Origin of the sequence: Candidatus Amarolinea dominans (assembly GCA_016719785.1) — a bacterium.
Taxonomy (GTDB): domain Bacteria; phylum Chloroflexota; class Anaerolineae; order SSC4; family Amarolineaceae; genus Amarolinea; species Amarolinea dominans.
Genome location: JADJYJ010000004.1, coordinates 358,529 through 376,669, shown reverse-complemented (window position 1 = coordinate 376,669; position 18,141 = coordinate 358,529). Strand labels below are relative to the sequence as shown.

The window sequence follows — 18,141 nt, the reverse complement described above, 5'->3', positions numbered from 1 at the left end:
GCTTAGCCCCGCAGGAGGAACCGATGCCCAAGAAATTCTATACCGAACGTGACATTGATGCTCTGCATGTGCAGGGCGTGACCCGCCTGGACGTGGACACCAACACCGTCATCACCGCGCTGGCCAAGGATCGCATGACAAAGCTCGGCATGGGCATCAACGCCGCCGGCGCGGCGCAGACGCCAGGCGCCGCGCCGGCGTCCGCGCCGTCAGGCCCCAGCCCGGCGTCCAACCTGGCCGGTCAGGTCAAAGCAGCCGTCCTCGCCCGCCTGGGCGATCAGGACCCCCGCCGACGCCACCCCCCCCCCCGCGAGAAATGAACGCCGCCCTGCTCGACGCCATCATCGCCCGCGATCTCGCCGATATCACGCCGTGCGCCGCGTTCAGGAGATCATTCTTGAAAAACGTGTGGTCACGGCCGATACTGCGCTGCGCCTCGCCCGCTATTTCGGCACTTCGGCGCATTTTTGGCTGGGCCTGCAGATGGATTACGATCTCGACGTGGCCGAAGATGAACTGGATGACCGTATCCGCCTGGCCTCCAGGTAATCGGTATACCCGCCCGTGTAGTTCACCAACGCCCCCTGGTCGGGATCGAGTTCCACGATGCGATCCACCGTCTGATCCAGGAAATAGCGGTCGTGTGAAATCACCAGCACAGTCCCTTCGAAGTCATCCAGCGCGCGTTCGAGTACCTCGCACGAAGCGATGTCCAGGTTGTTGGTCGGCTCGTCCAGGAGCAGGAAATTGGGCTGCTGCAGCATCAGCAGCGCCATCTGCAAGCGGCTGCGCTCGCCGCCGCTCAGGCTGCCGACCGTCTGCTCGTGTGCCCGCTTCCATTCGAAGAGGAATTGCGTCAGGAACGCGGCCGCCTCGCGCTCGTACATCGGCTTGACCTCGCGCACCATTTCCACCAGGGTCTTGCTGTAGTCCAGGCTCTGGTGTTCTTGCGTGTAGACACCCATCTTGACGCTCGGCCCGATTTTGACCACGCCGCTCGTCGGCTGCAGCGCACCGATGATGCAGCGAAACAGCACGCTCTTGCCCGCGCCGTTGGGGCCGACCAGGCCCACGCGCTCACCGTGCCACAGCAGCAGGTTGGCCCCGGCCAGCACCAGGTCATCATCGAACGCCTTCACCAGGTCAATGATCTCCAGGACTTTGCTGGAGCCGCGCCAGCCTTCAAGCTCCAGGCCCATGGTACGCTGCTCCACCACCGCATCCACCTTGTCCATGCGCTCGATCTGGCGACGCTTGTTGCGCGCTTGAATGACATGGCGCCGGTTGGAGGCACGCGGGCTCACCAGACTGGCCCACAGTTCCATTCTGGCAATCGAAGCCTCCAGCCGGCTGATCTCCTTCTGTTGCGCGGCAGCCATCTGCGCCTGGCGCAGGCGCCGCAGCTCGCGCTCCACCACATAGGCCGTGTAGTTGCCGATATAGAATTCGAGCTTGCCGCCTTCCAACTCCACGATGTTGTCAGCCACCTCATCCAGCAGATAACGGTCGTGCGACACGATCACCACCGCGCCGGGATACGTGCGGATAAACCCCTCCAGGAAGGCCTTGCCTGCCAAATCCAGGTGATTGTCCGGCTCATCCAACAGCAGGCAGGCCGGCCGGTTGACGGCCAACTTAGTCAGCGCCAGCAGCTTCTTCTGCCCGCCGCTCAAGGCTGCCGTCGGCAGATCGAAATCGCTGTCGTCGAAACCCAACTGGCGCAGGGTGGCCTTGACAGAGTTCTCGTATTGCAGCCCGCCCGCCTCCGCATACGCGGTCAACAGGCGCTGCTGCTGATCCAGCGCACGCGCCAGCGCCTTTTCATCGTCGTAGACGGCCGGGTCTTCCATGCTGCGCGTGACCTTTTCAAGATCCGCTTCGATGGCGGCCAGCCGGGCAGACGCGGTCATCGCTTCGATCAGGACTGTGTGCAGCGGGTCCAGGCGCACCTCCTGCGGCAAATAGCCCACGCTGGCGCCTTTGGCCGTCACCATGAAGCCGCGATCCGGCAACAGGCGCCCGGCCAGCAGGTTGAGAATCGTGCTCTTGCCCGCGCCGTTAGGGCCGACGAAGCCCAGCCGCGCATCATCAGCAATGGCCCAGGTTAGATTCTGCACGCCAGGGCCACCGGGGTGTGTGTAGGATACATTGTCGAGACGGAGAATAATCATGATGTCCTGTCCTTGTCAGCCTCACCTCAACCCCCGGCCCCTTCTCCTCTCCGCGCGGCGGCGAGGAGAAGGGGGGAAGATCCTCACCTCATCCCCTGGCCCCTCTCCTCGCCGCGCAGGGGAGAGGAGAAGGGGGGAAGAGTGGCCTCACCTCATCCCCTGGCCCTTCTCCTCTCCGCGCGGCGGAGAGAGGGGAGATCCCACCCATCCCTGGCCCTCTCCTCTCCGCGCAGGGGAGAGGAGAAGGGGGGAAGAGGGCGGTCGCGGACAATAAAAGGCTCTCTCGTGTCCGTTCAGTAGACAGACAATGAGTCCTGCCCTACTCTCGCTCCCCCACACTAGAGAGGCTGAACGGACACGGAGAGCCTTGCAGCGAATCCGCAGACAGTTGTCGGAGCACCCCGGGGTGAGTCGTATCGTCTGCGGATGGATGCTGGCGTTTTGACAGCCAGGTCTTTCTTCCCCAAAAAGACCTCGTCGCAGCGGCTTCTGGCGGTCCTGTGGGGGGGAGGAGCGCCCATCGTCGCTGCGACGAGGATTCCTGGTCGGGGTGAAATCAGCGGCTAGAAGGCCCAGCCAAAGTCGGCGGCAATCATCTGAATGTCTGCGATGCTGATGGAGCCATCGTCATTGATATCGTACAGACTGTCGTAGGCGTTGTGCCAGGCTGCCGCCGCGGCGCTCAGGTCGAGCACATCCACCGTGTTGCTGCAGTTCACATCGGTGCGTTTGCAGACCTGCACCGAGCCGGTGGCGCCTGTGTTCTCCACATCGAAGTAGGTGAACATGCCGATGTTGTTGAACTGGCGTTGATAGGTCTGGTCGCGATCCAGCAGGCCGGAGTCGAAGCCCCATGTGTTCGCGCGGGCGTCGAGGTCGCTGGTCGCGCTGTGGAAGTCGCCGTCCGTCAGTTCGGTGTTCTGCCAGGAAACCGTGGCGCCCTGCCACACCTGGATCGCAGACGGCTGGAAGCCGCTGGCGTCAACACTCACGGCAGCCTGCGCACTGGCAGAGACCTTGGTCAGCGGAACGTCCAGATGCTGCGGCGTATCCACCACGGTGAGCGTCCAACTTCGGTACGGCTGGTAAAGTGCATCGCCGGCGACGGTAATGCGGTAGTTGCCAGGCGGCGTGAAGAAGCTGTAGTAGCCATCCACCCCGGTCACCTGCGGGTTGATCTGCGCCTCGTACAGCTCGGCCGGCCAGCGGTTCCAGTTGCTGCTGTCGTCCTCCTCCAGCGCCGTTACGGTGCGGCCCAGCAGATTGATGATGGGGTCAGTCTTGTCCACCCCGGTATCCACATCGAAGACGTAGCCGTCCGGATCAATCAGGCCGGTGCCGTCGCCTGTGGTGGTGGTGCCGTCGCACGTACAAGCCAGTGACATCGGTACACTGGGATTGGTGACGCCGGGGATCACTGTCTGGAACCAGCCGCCGCCGATGTGGCTCATCACGTAAGGCGTGATGCCCACGGTCAGCGTGACCTGCGCGGTGGCCGGGTCATCGCAGCAGACATGCACGTCCACGGTGTAGGTGAAGGGCGGGCGCAGGCGCACCGTCCATCCCGTGGGATCGGCCCGTCCCGACCCGTTCATGATGTGTTGCACATAGGGCGAGCCGCCATAGTAGGCCGTGAAGGTCAGGGAGAGCGGATCCCAGGTCAGCGTGCTGTCCACGATAACAACCACCGTGGGCGATGGCGGACTGGTGTTGGCGCCCAAGCGAGCCACCGCGTAGATGGCATGAGCGCCATCGGTCAGACCCGTCACCGGCAAGCTCCAGTTGCCACTCCCATCGGTTGTGGCGGTGCCAACCAGGCCGCCGTCCACGTAGACATCCACCACCGTGCCGAGGGCACTCGTGCCGGTCACGGTGATGTTGCCTGAGCAGGTGGTGCCAGCCAGCGGCCAGGTGATGCGCGGCGGCATCAGCGGGATGATGCCACTGGCGCTCGACGTATTGTTGGTTGGATCATCACCCGGGGTCGTCGTGCTGATCGTCGCCGTGTTCGTGATGATGGTCCCTGAGGGCATGCTTGTCGCTGGCGCGTACAGCCACAGATCAATGAAGCCGTTGTCGCCAGGCGCCAGGGTGCCGATGCTCCAGGTGGCGCTTGTGCCACCCACTGCCGGCGGTTCGTGATTCGGGTTCGAGGAACTGCTGGCATAGCTCATGCCGGTGGGAAACACGTCGGTGACGCCGACATTGTTCGCGGTGGCGGTGCCGCTGTTGCCATAGTCCATGTGCCACAGCGCGCGCCAGCCGCCGCCCGGCTGTCCGGGAACCGAGGCCTCGACAGGTTCGATGCGGCGCAAGGTCTTGATCACCCACACGTCTGGGTTGCCGTTGCCGTCGCCGTTGAAGTAGTCTTCCGTCTCGCCGAAGCGATAGCCGCCGGCCGGGCCGCGACCATCAGGCCGCAGCGTGACCGAGTTGATGGGTGCGGGCACTTCCGACAGAGTCACCCGCAGCCACAGGGACTGATTGGGATTGGCGTTGAAGGGCAGGAACAGCGGCGATGTGATCGTATACACGCCGGGGCCAGAGGCTATGACCTGGTTCTTGACCGCCCATTCATCGGCCGTGACCGCCATGCCGGCGCACTGGAAGAGGTCTTCCCAGTCGCCATCACGATTCCAATCGAACCACACATTGACATAACGAGCGCGGGCCGGACCGACCACCGTCACCACGTAGCTGATGCGTGTGGGCTGGCAGTTGGGTAGGAGGAGAGGGCGCACCAGGCCATCGTCCATCCGGTCGCGGTTAGCCACGTTGGCCGGCGGGTCGAGGTTCGTCAGGCCATCCTGGTCAGGCATCAGGTCAGCGTCGCGCTCACCGGTCACGCCACGCCCCAGGAAGGCATCAGCCTTCGGCAAACGATGGCGCGGGCCTTGCACGGCGCCGGTCCCGGGGTCGAACACGGTGGGGTAGTTGGCTGGTACGGCGGGATAGGCGGTCATCGCCGCGCCGAAGTGGTTGGTGGTGTCCGGAGCATCACCCAGATCTGGGCAGATCAGGAAGAAGTGGACCGGGTTCGACGTCAGCGTGACGCCATCCGGCGAGGTCAGCGTGGCCCGATTGGTGATCTTTTGGTTACACTCGGGCGGAACGACAGGGTTGCCCACGACAGTCACCTTGAATCGGATTGTCACCTGGCCCATCGGCGGCAGGTTGCCCGTCCATTGGATGGCCGTGCCCGTGAAGGTGGCGGTGGGCACCGTGGAGGAGACGCTGCCGCTGACGTAGACCGTGCCGGCGGGGATCGGATCTTGCACGACCAGGCCATTGGCCGGCACATTGCTCAGGTTCTTCACCGTGATACTGTAGGTGATCGTGTCGCCAATCCAGCCATGCTGCACGTCCGCGGACTTCCGCAAACTCAGATGCGGCGGCTCGCCCGGACGGCCCGGCAGGAAATAGTCTTCAGTCTCGCCAAAGTGGTAGCCGGCGGCGGGACCGCGGCCATCGGCCGGGCCGCCGATGATGGTCGGCGCCGGCATATCGGACAGGGTGATGCGCATCCACAGCTTGGTATTCGCCATCGGTGTCCAGGCAAAGTAAGGCGTGGTGGCGAACGGCAGGCTGGCGAAAGCGCCAGAGGCGGGAATGGGGACCGCCTGGTTCTGCACGGCCCATTCCTGGGCCAGCATGCCATTCGCGCACTGGAAGCTGTCTTCCCAGTCGCCGTCTTGGTTATAGTCGAACCAGACATTGGCAATCCGGCTGCGGGCCGCGCCGGGCTGGGCGGACACCATGAAGTTGAAGGTGTTGGGCTGGCAGGAGAGCAGGCTGATCGGCATCACGATGCCGTCATCGAAGCGATCCTGATCCGGCCGATTCAAGGGCGGCTCCAGGTTGGGGCGCACATCCTCGTCTGGCGTCAGATCGGCATCGCGCTCACCGCTGACCCACTGGCCGAGCCAGGCATCGGCGCGTGGCAGCCAGTGTTTCGGGCCTTCGGGCAAGCCGGTGGCCGCATCGAAGACCGTGGGGAAACGACCGAGCACGCCGCTGCTGTAGGCCTGCATCGTATTGGGGAAGTGATTGCTGCTGTCTGGTGCATCACCCAGGTCGGGGCACATGATCTGGGTGTGGGCCGGATTGGAGGCGATGATCGCGCCATTGAGGTGCAGCTCCGCCTTGTTTTCGATGCGACCGCCGCACTCTTGTGGGGTGGCGGTGGAGCCAACCAAGACGCTGAAGCCAAAGGTGACCGATCCACCGGCCGGGACATTGCCCGTCCAGACCACCTTGTTGGGGACGTAGGTGGCACTGCCACTGCTGGCCCAGGCGCTGGAGGGGACGTATGAGGTGCCTGCCGGGATCTGGTCCTCAGCCGTGGCGCCCACGATGTTGGTCGTCGTTGGATTGTTGATCGTGATCGTGTACATCAAGGTGTCGCCCACGGACGCATGCGTTGGGTTGACCACCTTCTGGATGGTGATTTGCGGCGGCGGGCACCAAATTTCTGTATAGACCGGGTTGGTGCTGAGGACTTGTCCATTGAACAGCACGGTACCCACGTTCTGCACCGTGCCGGGGCACTGGAAGTTGGCGTTGACGGTCACCTGGAAGGTGATGGTCACGCTGCCGCCGGGCGGAATGTTCCCGTTCCATTGGACCATGCCACCACCGTAGCTCACGCTGCCGCTGGTCGCGGTCGCGCTGCCTCCCACATAGGTTGTCCCGGCCGGAATCAGGTCCTGGAACTGCACCCCGTTGGCCGGCGCGTTGCCGGTGTTGGAGATGACAATGGAGTAGGTCAGCGTGCTGCCGGGCGTCGTCAGGTTGGTGTTGACCGTCTTGACCGCCTGCAGGTGTGGCTCGCCCTGCTGCTCGTTGATGAAGAAGTAATCCTCCGTCTCGCCGTAGACGTAGCCGGCGTCAGGGCCGCGACCGTCGGGGATGGAAGTAAACGGGTTGATCGGCGGCTGCTCATTACGCGTCAGCGTCATGCGCATCCACATTTTGTTGACAGCGGCCGGCAACGAGGGAGTAAACGCCGGTGTCGTAATCGTGTAGAATCCGGGGCCGAAGCCAATAGTCTGGTTCTGTACGGCCCACTCAGTGGCTGCCGTGCCGTCGGCGCACGGAATGACATCTTCCCAGTCACCGTCCTGGTTGTAATCGAACCAGGCATTGAAATAACGGGTAGCGGCCGGGCCAACAATCGTGACGGTGTAGTTGAAGATGGAAGATTGGCAGTCTACGAGCGCACCGCCGAGCACGCCGTCATCGAACCCGTCATGGTTAGGCACGTCGGGCGGCGGCTCGATGTTGCGCATGCCATCGTTGTCCCAAAACAGGTCAGCATCGGCCTCGCCACTCACGTTATGCCCCAGCCAGGAGTCAGAACGGCTAAAGCGATGATAAGGGCCGCGCACAGAGCCGGGAGGGCCGCCATAGACCGTGGGATAGCGTGCGGCGATTCCAAGAGGGCCGCCCGGAGGATAGGCGGTCATGCTCACGCCAAAGTGATTGGTGTTGTCCGGCGCATCGCCCAAGTCCGGGCAGATGACCTGGATAGCGGCCGGCGGTGACTGCCCGACAAGGGTACCCACCCTGACGAAGGCGTGATTGATGATGATCGTCTTGCAGGCTACCTGTGGGCCAATTTTAGCGCGGAAGTAGATTTGCACCTCGGCCCCGCCTGGCACGTCGCCAACCCAGGTGATGTAATTGCCATCAACCGTGACGACGCCGGATGTGGCGCTGGCCGAGCCTGGCTCGTACATGACCAGCGAGGGCAGCGCGTCGGTGGCGACCACACCGCTGACCATCTGTGGACTGTCGTTGTGGAGTGAAACGGTGTAGGAGATCGTTTCGTTGACTCCCACCTCGGTTGGATCCACGGCTTTGGCGATAGTAATCACCAGGCCGCTCTGCTGTGCCGGCGCCGCATCACTGCCGGCGGCCACGATCAGGGCACCGCCAAGCAAGAGCGCCAGGGTAGCGAACAGCGCCAACAGCACTGCATTTGAGCGTGATTTCATGGTTTGCCTCCTGAGAACGGAAACTGGGAACGTGATTGTGATCCAGAACTAGGGATTCGCAAAAAACACGGCTTCTTGTGTTTGTCAGCCTACTCTCGGCACAATGCGGCAGGACGCCTCTTACGAATCCTAAGCGCACTCGCGATTGCACGCGTGCGGTATCAAAGAAGCGAACACGGAAAGCATCTTGCATCGCGAGGGGTTGGTGATTTTTCGTACAAACAAGAAAGCCCAGCGCGACCGGTGAGCGTCGCGTTGGGCTTTCTTCTGGTCTGCCTGTCATGGCAGCGGATCAAGCGGGTGTCGTGCTATACTGCAAGCGGGAATAGGCTTCACTTTTCCGCCTAAGGAAACAGGCGCAATTCGTGCCCGCTTGCAGTAGTTTCAGGCTGCAGCCGCGTAATCCTCGTCTTCCAACTCGTCACTGGCGGCACCACCGGTATGGAAAGGCACGACGGCAGGCGTGTCGGTTGGCTCGAAGTTATGCACGCCGATGCCTGCCTTCCGACGGATTTCGCCCTCCATCTGTGCCATCAGCTCGGGGTGCTCGCGCAGGAACAGCTTGGCGTTTTCACGCCCCTGGCCCAGCCGCATGTCGCTGTAGGCAAAGTAACTGCCGCGCTTGTCCACCAACCCCATGGAGACGCCGAGATCGAGCGCATCTCCTTCTCTGGAGATGCCTTCATTATACATGATGTCGAATTCGGCCACACGGAAGGGCGGCGCCACCTTGTTCTTCTTGATGGTGACGCGTGTGCGGCTGCCCACCATGTCATTGCCGCTCTTCAGTGTCTCGATCTTGCGGATGTCCATGCGCACCGAAGCGTAGAACTTGAGCGCCATCCCGCCGCTAGTCGTCTCCGGGTTGCCGAACATGACGCCGATCTTCTGGCGCAACTGGTTGGTGAAGATCATGACTGTGTTGGAATGCTTGATCGCGCCTGACAGCTTGCGCAGCGCCTGGCTCATCAGGCGAGCCTGCAGACCCACGTGGCTGTCGCCCATCTCCCCTTCGATTTCGGCCCGCGGCACCAGGGCCGCCACCGAATCCACCACCAGCACATCAATGGCGCCGGAACGCACCAACGCCTCGGCGATTTCCAGCGCCTGCTCGCCCGTGTCGGGCTGCGATACGTAGAGCGCATCCACGTTGACGCCGCAGCGTTCGGCGTATTTGGGATCCAACGCGTGCTCCACATCAATGAAGGCGCAAATACCGCCGCGCTTTTGCGCTTCGGCGATGATGTGTTGACACAGGGTAGTTTTGCCGGAAGACTCCGGTCCATAAATCTCGATGACGCGCCCGCGTGGCACGCCGCCAATGCCCAGGGCCAGATCAAGCGAGAGCGCCCCGGTTGGGATGGAGTCTATGTGTAGTTCCGTGGCGTCCCCCATCTTCATCACGGTACCCTCGCCGTAGCGCTTGGTCAGGCTGGCGATAGTGGTTTCCAGGGCTTTCGATTTGCCAGCCATAGGGTTTCGGCTGGAAGTGCTCTTGTCGGTCGGGGTGGTGCTTTTACTCGCTGCCATGTGTCAGGTCTCCTTATCCGGTGTCATGTGTAGAAAAACAAAGGTAGATCGAATGATAGCACAAATGTTCTTGGCTGTCAAAATAGCCGCGCGCGCGTCACGCGCGCTTAACGACGCCCCTGCGTCCACCAGCGCCGGCGGGCCGGACGGCGTTGGCGTACCTGCTCCTCGTAGATCTCCACGTAGCGTTGCGTGGTCGTGTGAATGTCATAGAGCGTACTGGTCTGGCGGGCGCCGGCTGCCAGGCTGGCGCGCAGTTCTGGCTCCGAGAACAGGCGCAGCATCTTCAGGGCCAACGCCGCGTAGTCGTGCTGCACCACGAATCCGTTCTGCCCATTGACGACGGTGTCGCTGATGCCCGGCGAGTCAATGCCAAGCACCGGCAGTCCGAGGCCATCGCTTCCAGCACCGTCATCGGATGCACCTCGCTCACGCTGGCGGTCACGAAGAAATCGGCCAGCGCCAGGTAGCCAGGCATGTGCTCATACGGGATGGAGCCGGTGAACAGAACCTGGGACGCGATGCCCATCTCCTGCGTGAGTTTGCGAAAGTCATCCAATTCAGGGCCACCGCCAATCATGAGCAAATGGGCGTCTGGACACTCGCTCGTCACCGGGGCAAATGCCCGCAGCAGGGTCTGGATGTTCTTTTCGCCGGACATGCGCCCCACGAAGACCGCCACCGATCCTGTCTCGCTCAGCCCCAGCGCGCTGCGCGTGGTGTGCCAGTCTGGCGCGCGGAAGTGCTCCAGTTCGATACCATTCGGCACTACTTCGATCCGGCCCTGTACCCCCCAGCGGCGCAGAACCTCCTGGATGCCGGCCGACGGGGCAATGACCAGGCTGCAACGTTGGGCGAACGCCGGGAAAAACGTCTCCAGGAAGGTGTCAGACATGGTGGCTGGTAAGATAGGGAGATACTGCTGCGCATAGAGGTCGTAGCGCGTGTGGCTGGTGAACAGTACCGGAACGCCATAGCGCGGTCCCAGAGTAGTCGCCATGGCGCCGCTGAGAAAGGGGTGGTGGACATGCAAAATGTCCATGGTGCGCAGCAGCTCGCGTATCTCACGGTTATAGCCGAAGTTGATATGATAGCCGGTGTTCGACAAGGGTACTGCCTTTGAGCGCACAACCCGGAACTCGTCATCCTGGTAATCGGTATGTCCCAGGGTGATGATCCAGGGTTCGTGCCCGGCCTCTTCCAGCGCCCGCTTGTGCAGGCTGACAAACGTGGTGATGCCGTTGATGATCGGTTTGTAAGCGTCAAGTAGAAGTGCAATTCGCATAGTCAGGTAATGCTCCTCATCATCCGATCCGTTCCACCGGCGAGCGGCGTTGGCGACGGGGGCATCTCCAGGTCGGCAGCGGTGTCAATATCGCGCGGCGCCGGCTGCTTGCAGGCGACGATGGACAGCTCGTTGGCGTAGGTGTGCAACAGCGGGCGTCCGCCGACATCGCCCGTCACTGCCAACAAATCGCCGAAGGTGCGCCGGTCGAAGAGTACAGGGTTGCCGCGCTGCTCCTGGTAATAGGGAACCACCAGCGGCGCCAGGGTCGTGCGATGCCGGGCCACCAGGGCATCCACCAGCGCCGGCGTCACGTCCGGCTGATCGGCCAGCAGGAAAACGGCCGCGGCCACCGGCGCCTCGTGCGTGCCCAGGGCGTGGATCGCAGCATGAACCGAGGTGGACTGACCCTCGGCCCAGGCCGGGTTAGTGACGACCCGGATGCGCGTGCCAAATGGCGCCAACGTAGGCCGGATGATCTCCGCCTGGCAGCCGAGCACGACGATGATTGGGTCGAGGCTGCTGCTGGCCAGCGCCTGGCGGATGACATGATTGAGCAGGGTGGTGTCCTGCCAGGGCAGCAGTTGCTTGAGCCGGCCCAAGCGCTGCGCGGCGCCTGCCGCCAGGATGACGCCCGCCACGCGGCCAACCGCCTCGACGACAGGCACGGGCGTGGCAACCGCGCCCATGAGCACGTCACTGATCGCAGGCGTCTGCCGCAAGAGGCGCTGCGCGATCTGCGCCGTGACCGCCTCACGTTGATCTGGCGACAGACGGTCGAGCTTGTTGAGCAAAGGCACGACGCGTGCGCCTGGGGGACAGCCCTTCAATCCGCCCTGCTCGTGGCCCAGCAGCGCGGCGATGGCCTCCGCGCTGATCGTCTCGCCCGCGGCCAGCCCGGTCAACGCGGCAACGCGCGCCGGCCGATGCACATGAGCTTCTGTCAGCGGCTCTCCCAGCACATCCAGGCCAACCACCGGCACCAACAGCGTCGTGCTGGCCGGCACCACCGGCTCATGCGCGGCCGGCGCCTTCAGCGGGCGCATACGCGCGCCATCCGCTTCGACCAACACCGCATCCACGCCCGGCAGGCGGCTGATCGCCTCAACGGTGTCAATCGGCACTCCCGGTGCTTTGTCCTCGATGTCATCGGTGGGGCCTGTGATCAGCACATGGCGGTGGATAGCCAGGGCAGCGGTCAATTCAAACGGCAGGTAGGTCAGTTGATCGAGGCGCAAGTGGCACGGCGCCAGGCGGGTTTGAGTGGAAAAGATGCGCGTCGTGGACGTGGTGACCACGTGCCAGCCCGCAGCGGCCAACTCTTGCGCCAGGCGAAACATGGCCGTGGTCTTACCGCCAGCGCCGGTGAAGCTGACGAGTTCGCGGGGGGCAATTCGCAAGGCCACATGGAGATTCACAGGTGCGTGTTGCCGTTTATTGAGAGTGGTCCGGTGAGTGATCCGCTGCTAAGGATGGCTTCCAGGACGCCGCCCGCCACAGCCAGTGATTTTTCCGAGATGGTGAAACAGTAACTGACGTCATCCCGTGGATCCAGGTCGCCAATTTTGCGGCCGATCTGCACGAGCAGGGATGGGTGAACGAGGCCGCGTAACACACCCGGAAAGAGCGCTCGCACCGGGATTCCCTGTTCGCTGGCCGGCTGCGGACTGACGCGTGCCAGGATTTCGCCGGCTTTGATGTGTTCGCCAACCGCGCGCAGGGGAATGACATAGCCTTCGATGGGCGCACGCAGTACCCGGGTGGCTGTGTAGCCTTCGATTGGGCCGGGCGTGCCAGTGTCTGGCAGCGCCTGACCCTTCCACAGGACGCGGCCCAGGGTGTGGCCGCGGTGGGTCTCCACAATCGCGTGACAGTCATGGGCCGCCGTGAACCCGGGGCCGAGGGCAATCACGAGCGGAGCGTCCGTGATCTGCGTGCCGCTATTGGCTTTCGCCATGATGGCATCCACGACGACGGTCGGTGTCAGTTCTGCCAGCAGCCCAGGGTCAGGCGTCACGAGCAGCGGCAGCACATCGTCGCTCAAGGCCGCCCTGGCCGCGGCCAGGGTGTGTACTCGCCGTGCGGTGATCCCTTCCACCGTGGTTTCGCCTGCATACACCGCCTCGGCGAAGCAGACGGCCCGGCGCACGCACAAGGGTTGCGCCAACTCGGTCATGACGACCTGGAAGCCGCAGCGCCACAGCCGGTAGGCGACTCCCGATCCCAAATCTCCCGCGCCTTTGATCAAAACGATCCCAAACCGCCCTGGGGTGAGTGGGGTCTTACGCATGGGGTTCCACGCGGCGCAGCGCGCGCCATACCCGCTCTGGCGTCAACGGCAAGTCGTTGATCCAGACGCCGGTGGCCGCATGCACGGCCGCCACGATGGCCGGCGCCGTGGGGATGAAGGGCATTTCTGCCATGCCGCGCGCGCCCAGGGGGCCTTGCGGGTCGGGAATTTCCAGGATCACCGGCTCCACCACATCGGCCACATCCGCGATGGTCGGAATCAGGTAGGTGCTCAGGCGGCTGGTCAGCACCTGGCCATCCTTCTGCTTGAACTCCTCCAGCAGAGTCCAGCCCTGCGCCTGCGCCACCGCGCCCTCGATCTGGCCGGCCACCTGCTGCGGGTTGATGGCCTTGCCCACATCGTTGACCGAAACCAGGCGGCGCACGGCAATGTGGCCGGTCTCCATGTCCACCTCTACCGCGGCCGCCTGCGCGCAGTAGCCGTAGGTGATATTGGGATCAGATGCGCCCGTTTCCTTGTCGTAGGCGGTGGTGGGACGCGGCACGTAGCGCTGTCGCACGATCACCGGCCGATCTTCCTCAGCCTGCCATAAGGCCAACGCCTGTCGGGCGGCCGCGATGATGGCGTTGCCGGCCATGAACGACATGCGGCTGGCCGAGGTGCTGCCGCTGTTGTCGGTTTGCGCGGTGTCCGAAGCGATCAACTCGACCCTTTCCAGCGGCACCCCGATGACCTCTGCCGCCACCTGACACATCAACTGATGCGCGCCCTGCCCCACATCGGCCCCGGCATGATAAACGACGACCCGCTCCACCCCTGTCTGCCCGTGCAGTTCCACGGTGGCAAAGCACTCATCCACGAAGCCCAGGCTGAAGCCGACATTTTTATACGACAAGGCCAGACCGATGCCACGGCGCCTGTTACCGTCATCAGCGGCGGCATCTAACGCAGTCTGAAAACGATCTGCTGGCGCCGTGGCCTGCGGGGAGACAGAGCCAGGCTGCCAGCCGCTCGCCATCCGCACCCAACCGGCCTCTGTGGCACAGCGTGCCAGCACCTCCGGCGCCGTACAGCCGGCCGGAACCCGACTGCGGGTAGCCAGGGTCGAACCTTCGTGCAGCACATTGCGCGCCCGGAACTCCACGGGATCAAGGCCCAGCGCCTCGGCCAGGTAGTTCATCTGCATCTCGGCCGCAAAATGTCCCTGCGGGCCGCCAAAGCCCCGAAACGCGCCGGATGGCACGTTGTTGGTGTAGACGGTGCGCGCATCCACGGCCACGTTGGGAATGTCGTATGGCCCCAGGCACATCAGCGTGACATTGCCCAGCACTTTGGTGCTGGTGTAGGTGTAGGCGCCGCAGTCACTGGTCAGGTCCACACTGGCGGCCAGCAAACGGCCGTCGCGACTTGCGCCCCAGCGCGCCTTGATGACCATCGGATGGCGCTTGTGGTGCCCGATGATGGACTCCTCGCGGCTCCAAACGATCTTGACCGGCCGCTGGATGCCGCGCTGATGCAGACGCCAGGCCGCCAGCGCCAGGACGATCTGCACCGACATGTCCTCACGCCCGCCAAACGCGCCGCCGATGGCCGGATAGATCACCCGCACCTGCTCCACGGGCAGCCCCAGCGCGTGCGCGATCTCCTTGCGGTCCTCATGCACCCATTGGCCGGCCACGACCACCGTGACAAGGCCAGACTCGTCCACGGTGGCGACGCCGGCCTCCGGCTGCAAATAGGCGTGTTCTTGCGCATGGGTGGTGTAGGTCTGTTCGATCACCACAGCGGCCGCGGCCAGTGCGGCTTCGACATCGCCGCGGCGGATGCGGTAGCTATGCACGACATTGCCGGGTCGCTCTGGATGAACGTTGGGGCTGTCCGGCCGCATGGCTTGCAGTGGATCGGTCACAAGCGGCAGGTCCTCATAGTCAATCTTGATCAAGGGCAGGGCCGCAGCGGCCTGTGCGGCCGTTTCAGCTACCACCACGGCTACCTGGTCGCCTACGAAACGCACAATGTCACTGCCGGCTTGGGTGTTTACGTCATCCAGCGGTCCGCAAAGCACGGGTTGGTCCGCAATGATCAGGCCATACGCGTTGTGCGGCACATCGCGGGCCGTCAGAACCGCGACCACGCCGGGTGCGGCCGCGGCTGCGGTCGTGTCCAGGGCGCGGATGCGGGCATGGGGTCGCCCGGCAAAGAGGATTTTCATCCACAGTTGATCTGGCAGGTCAATGTCGCCAGGATAGCGCGCCGCGCCCGTTACTTTCGACCAGGCGTCTGCGCGTGGATGACTGCTGCCTACTGCGCGCATGGGCACTCCGTGGTTGGTCGGGTAGGGTTGGACTGATAGCGCCTGCTTGCGGCGAATTTAGGATGGCTGTGACTGTTTGCTGACACTGAGAATCGCCTCGACAATTTTCGCATAGCCAGTACATCGGCAGAGGTTGCCGACCAAAGCCTGTTCGATCGCGCTGCGGTTGGGGGCCGGGTTTTCGGCCAACAGGCGGGTGGCAGACATCAGCAGGCCGGGGGTGCAATAACCGCATTGCACGGCGCCGGCCGTGACAAAAGCTTGTTGCACGGCGTGCAGTGTGTGGGGCGCCTCGGTCTGTCCGTCGCGCCCGGCCAGGCCTTCCACGGTGGTGACAGTGCAGCCGGCCGCGGCCGGCGCCGGCACCAGGCAACTCATCACCGCCGCGCCGTTGAGTAGGACTGTGCATGCGCCGCATTCGCCCTCTGCACAGCCTTCTTTGGCGCCGGTCAGGTGAACGCCGCCATCTGCGGCCGGCGCGCGCAGCACATCCAGCAGGGTCTTGCCGGTCGCATGGTGGACGCTAACCGGTTGTCCGTTGAGTGTAAAGTGTACCGGGCTGGCAGTCGTGAAGCCAGCCGACACCGTTGGCGCCGCGGCATGGTTTTGCGCTGCGTCCGGACCGAGTGTGACTGGGGTGGCCGGCCATCCGTCCCGTTCTCGTCGGGTGTGCAGCACGCTGAGCGCGCGCCGCGTCAGGACTTCCACCATGACCCGGCGGTAGTCGGCGCTGGCGCGCACATCATCAATGGGACGGCTGGCGGCCGCCGCCAGGGACGCGGCGTGCTGAATGGCCGCTGCGTCCAGGGTTGAACCGACAAGCGCCTGCTCGGCCTCCGTAACGCGCAGGATGGTCGGCGCGACGGCGCCCAGGGCAATGGCGGCCTGACGCACCTGGTTGCCATCCCAGTGCAGCACGACCGCCACATTGACCAGGGAGATGGCCTGAGCGCGGCGCAGCCCGAGCTTGAGAAAGGCGCCGCTGGCCTGCGCAGTGAGGGCGGGGAAGGCGATGTCAAGCAGGAATTCATCAGGCGCCAGCGCGGTGCGTCGCACGCCCTGGAAGAACTGCGCGCATGTCAGCGTGCGCGGCCCGCGGTGACTGAGCAGGGTGATGGTCGCGTCCAACGCCCACAGCGGCGTGATGGTGTCGTTGGCCGGGGACGCGGTAATGACATTGCCGGCCACAGTGCCGCGGTTGCGGATTTGCGGCGCCCCAACCTCCCAGCAGGCACGCGCCAGGGGAAAGGCATGGTGTACCGCCAGGGGGGACGTGACAATCTGGTTGTGGGTGACGAGCGGGCCGAGGTGTAGCCAGCCGTCGTTATCCAGCCGCACAGTCGCGAGGTCGGGGATGCGCGCGATGTCAATCAGAACCCGCTGTGAGCGCACACCGCGCGCCAGTTCGAGCAGGAGGTCGGTGCCGCCGGCGATGATGCGAGCGTCGTCACCGTACTCAGCCAGGAGATCAAGCGCCTCAGCCAGGGTGGCGGGCGCCAGGTAGAGATTCCAGGTGGAAGAAGTCATAAGTTTGTTCTGAGGGGCGCCGCGCCTCAAGCGTAGCCGTCAGCAAAGGTGTCAATCATCAGTTTGACATCACCCATCGGGTACAGAATGGGACAGGTGCAGCCGTTGGCGACATACTCGCGCACCTTTTGTCGTGCCTCGTCGGGCGTTCCGGTGGCGCTGATTCGCAGGACCAGGTCATCGGGGACGAATTTCATCGCTGCGCGCACCTGCTCATGCGTGGCCGGCCAGCCGAGGATGCTCTGGATCTGGGTCACCACCTCGGGCGCAACACCGCTGGCCTTGGCGATGTGGGGTTGCTGGGCCAGGTATTGCGTCAGTAATTCTTTGGCGCCATCAATGGCCTGCCGGCGATCGGTATGCACGGAGCAAACCACCAGTTGCGGCCGGTCAATGTCTGCCAGGCTGCGACCGACGCGCTGCGCCCCTTCTGCCAGGGCGGTCAGGGCCGGTGTGTTGTACTCTGGCGGCACGCAGTAGTTGAGCACGACACCGTCAGCTATCTCACCGGCCAGCTTCATCATCTCCAAGCCGGTTGCGCCGATGAACATCGGCACATGACGTGGTTCGTGACGCCCGTGTACGACATCGAGTTCGATGCCCGTCACGTGGTGAAACTCACCGTGGAAGGTGACCGTTTCCATACGCAGCAGGCGGCGCATGACTTCGATCGTTTCACGCATGGCCAGGAGAGGTTTGCGTCGCTCGATGCCGACATTCTTGGCCAGGGGATCCCACCAGGCGCCGATGCCGCAGATGATACGATCGGGCGCCAGGTCATCGAGGGTCAGGAAGGTGGCGGCCAGCAGGCCAATGTTGCGCGTCCAGTTGTTGATAACGCCGGAGCCGATCTTGATGCGCTTGCTGACCGCTGCGAAGGCGGCCATCGGCACGATGGCATCGCGTACCAGGCGGGATTCCGCCTGCCAGACGGCTTCGAAGCCGCGCTCTTCGGCGTACTTGACGTACTCCATTCCTTCACGAATATCATGTTTGTCTTGCAGGTAAAGGGCTACGCGATCTGGCATTGAATGACCTCCATTGGATGACCCCTAGCAGATGACTTT

Annotated in this window: 12 protein-coding genes; 2 read left to right on the top strand and 10 right to left on the bottom strand. The window is 63.7% G+C overall.

Features of this window, described 5'->3' with window-relative positions; genetic code table 11:
- The first annotated feature begins 23 nt into the window (after positions 1–23).
- A complete protein-coding gene (locus IPM84_08135) occupies positions 24–320 on the top strand; it encodes a hypothetical protein (protein ID MBK9092734.1) in 297 nt (98 codons plus the stop codon).
- A complete protein-coding gene (locus tag IPM84_08130) occupies positions 277–549 on the top strand; it encodes a HigA family addiction module antidote protein (GenBank protein MBK9092733.1) in 273 nt (90 codons plus the stop codon). Before IPM84_08135 ends, IPM84_08130 begins: the two co-directional genes overlap by 44 nt.
- On the opposite strand, the gene IPM84_08125 is transcribed toward IPM84_08130, so the two are convergent.
- From IPM84_08125 to IPM84_08080, 10 genes are all read right to left on the bottom strand, one after another.
- Entirely contained in the window at positions 489–2,171 is a 1,683-nt protein-coding gene (locus tag IPM84_08125; protein ID MBK9092732.1) for an ABC-F family ATP-binding cassette domain-containing protein, read from the bottom strand. The two genes, IPM84_08130 and IPM84_08125, sit on opposite strands and share 61 nt — an antisense overlap.
- 563 nt (positions 2,172–2,734) lie before the next feature.
- The gene (locus IPM84_08120; GenBank protein ID MBK9092731.1) at positions 2,735–8,167 is read right to left on the bottom strand and encodes a DUF11 domain-containing protein; all 5,433 of its coding nucleotides are present in this window, start codon (positions 8,165–8,167) and stop codon (positions 2,735–2,737) included.
- 384 nt (positions 8,168–8,551) lie between these two features.
- Entirely contained in the window at positions 8,552–9,640 is a 1,089-nt protein-coding gene (gene recA, locus IPM84_08115; protein ID MBK9092730.1) for a recombinase RecA, read from the bottom strand.
- Positions 9,641–9,804: 164 nt separating this feature from the next.
- The gene (locus tag IPM84_08110) at positions 9,805–10,014 is read right to left on the bottom strand and encodes a hypothetical protein (protein ID MBK9092729.1); all 210 of its coding nucleotides are present in this window, start codon (positions 10,012–10,014) and stop codon (positions 9,805–9,807) included.
- Positions 9,984–10,982 (bottom strand): glycosyltransferase, encoded by a 999-nt coding sequence (locus tag IPM84_08105; GenBank protein MBK9092728.1) that lies wholly within the window; start codon positions 10,980–10,982, stop codon positions 9,984–9,986. Before IPM84_08105 ends, IPM84_08110 begins: the two co-directional genes overlap by 31 nt.
- Positions 10,983–10,984: 2 nt before the next feature.
- Positions 10,985–12,388, bottom strand: a complete 1,404-nt coding sequence (yqeC, locus tag IPM84_08100; protein MBK9092727.1) for a putative selenium-dependent hydroxylase accessory protein YqeC — start codon at positions 12,386–12,388, stop codon at positions 10,985–10,987.
- An 8-nt stretch (positions 12,389–12,396) separates the two neighbouring features.
- A complete protein-coding gene (locus IPM84_08095; protein ID MBK9092726.1) occupies positions 12,397–13,272 on the bottom strand; it encodes an EF2563 family selenium-dependent molybdenum hydroxylase system protein in 876 nt (291 codons plus the stop codon).
- Positions 13,265–15,547: a xanthine dehydrogenase family protein gene (locus tag IPM84_08090; GenBank protein MBK9092725.1), complete on the bottom strand. Its 2,283-nt coding sequence runs from the start codon at positions 15,545–15,547 to the stop codon at positions 13,265–13,267. Before IPM84_08090 ends, IPM84_08095 begins: the two co-directional genes overlap by 8 nt.
- A gap of 57 nt (positions 15,548–15,604) precedes the next feature.
- Positions 15,605–17,074, bottom strand: a complete 1,470-nt coding sequence (locus tag IPM84_08085) for an FAD binding domain-containing protein (protein MBK9092724.1) — start codon at positions 17,072–17,074, stop codon at positions 15,605–15,607.
- Positions 17,075–17,100: 26 nt separating this feature from the next.
- On the bottom strand, positions 17,101–18,102 hold the full coding sequence (locus tag IPM84_08080) for an LLM class flavin-dependent oxidoreductase (protein MBK9092723.1): 1,002 nt from the start codon (positions 18,100–18,102) through the stop codon (positions 17,101–17,103).
- Positions 18,103–18,141: the final 39 nt, after the last annotated feature.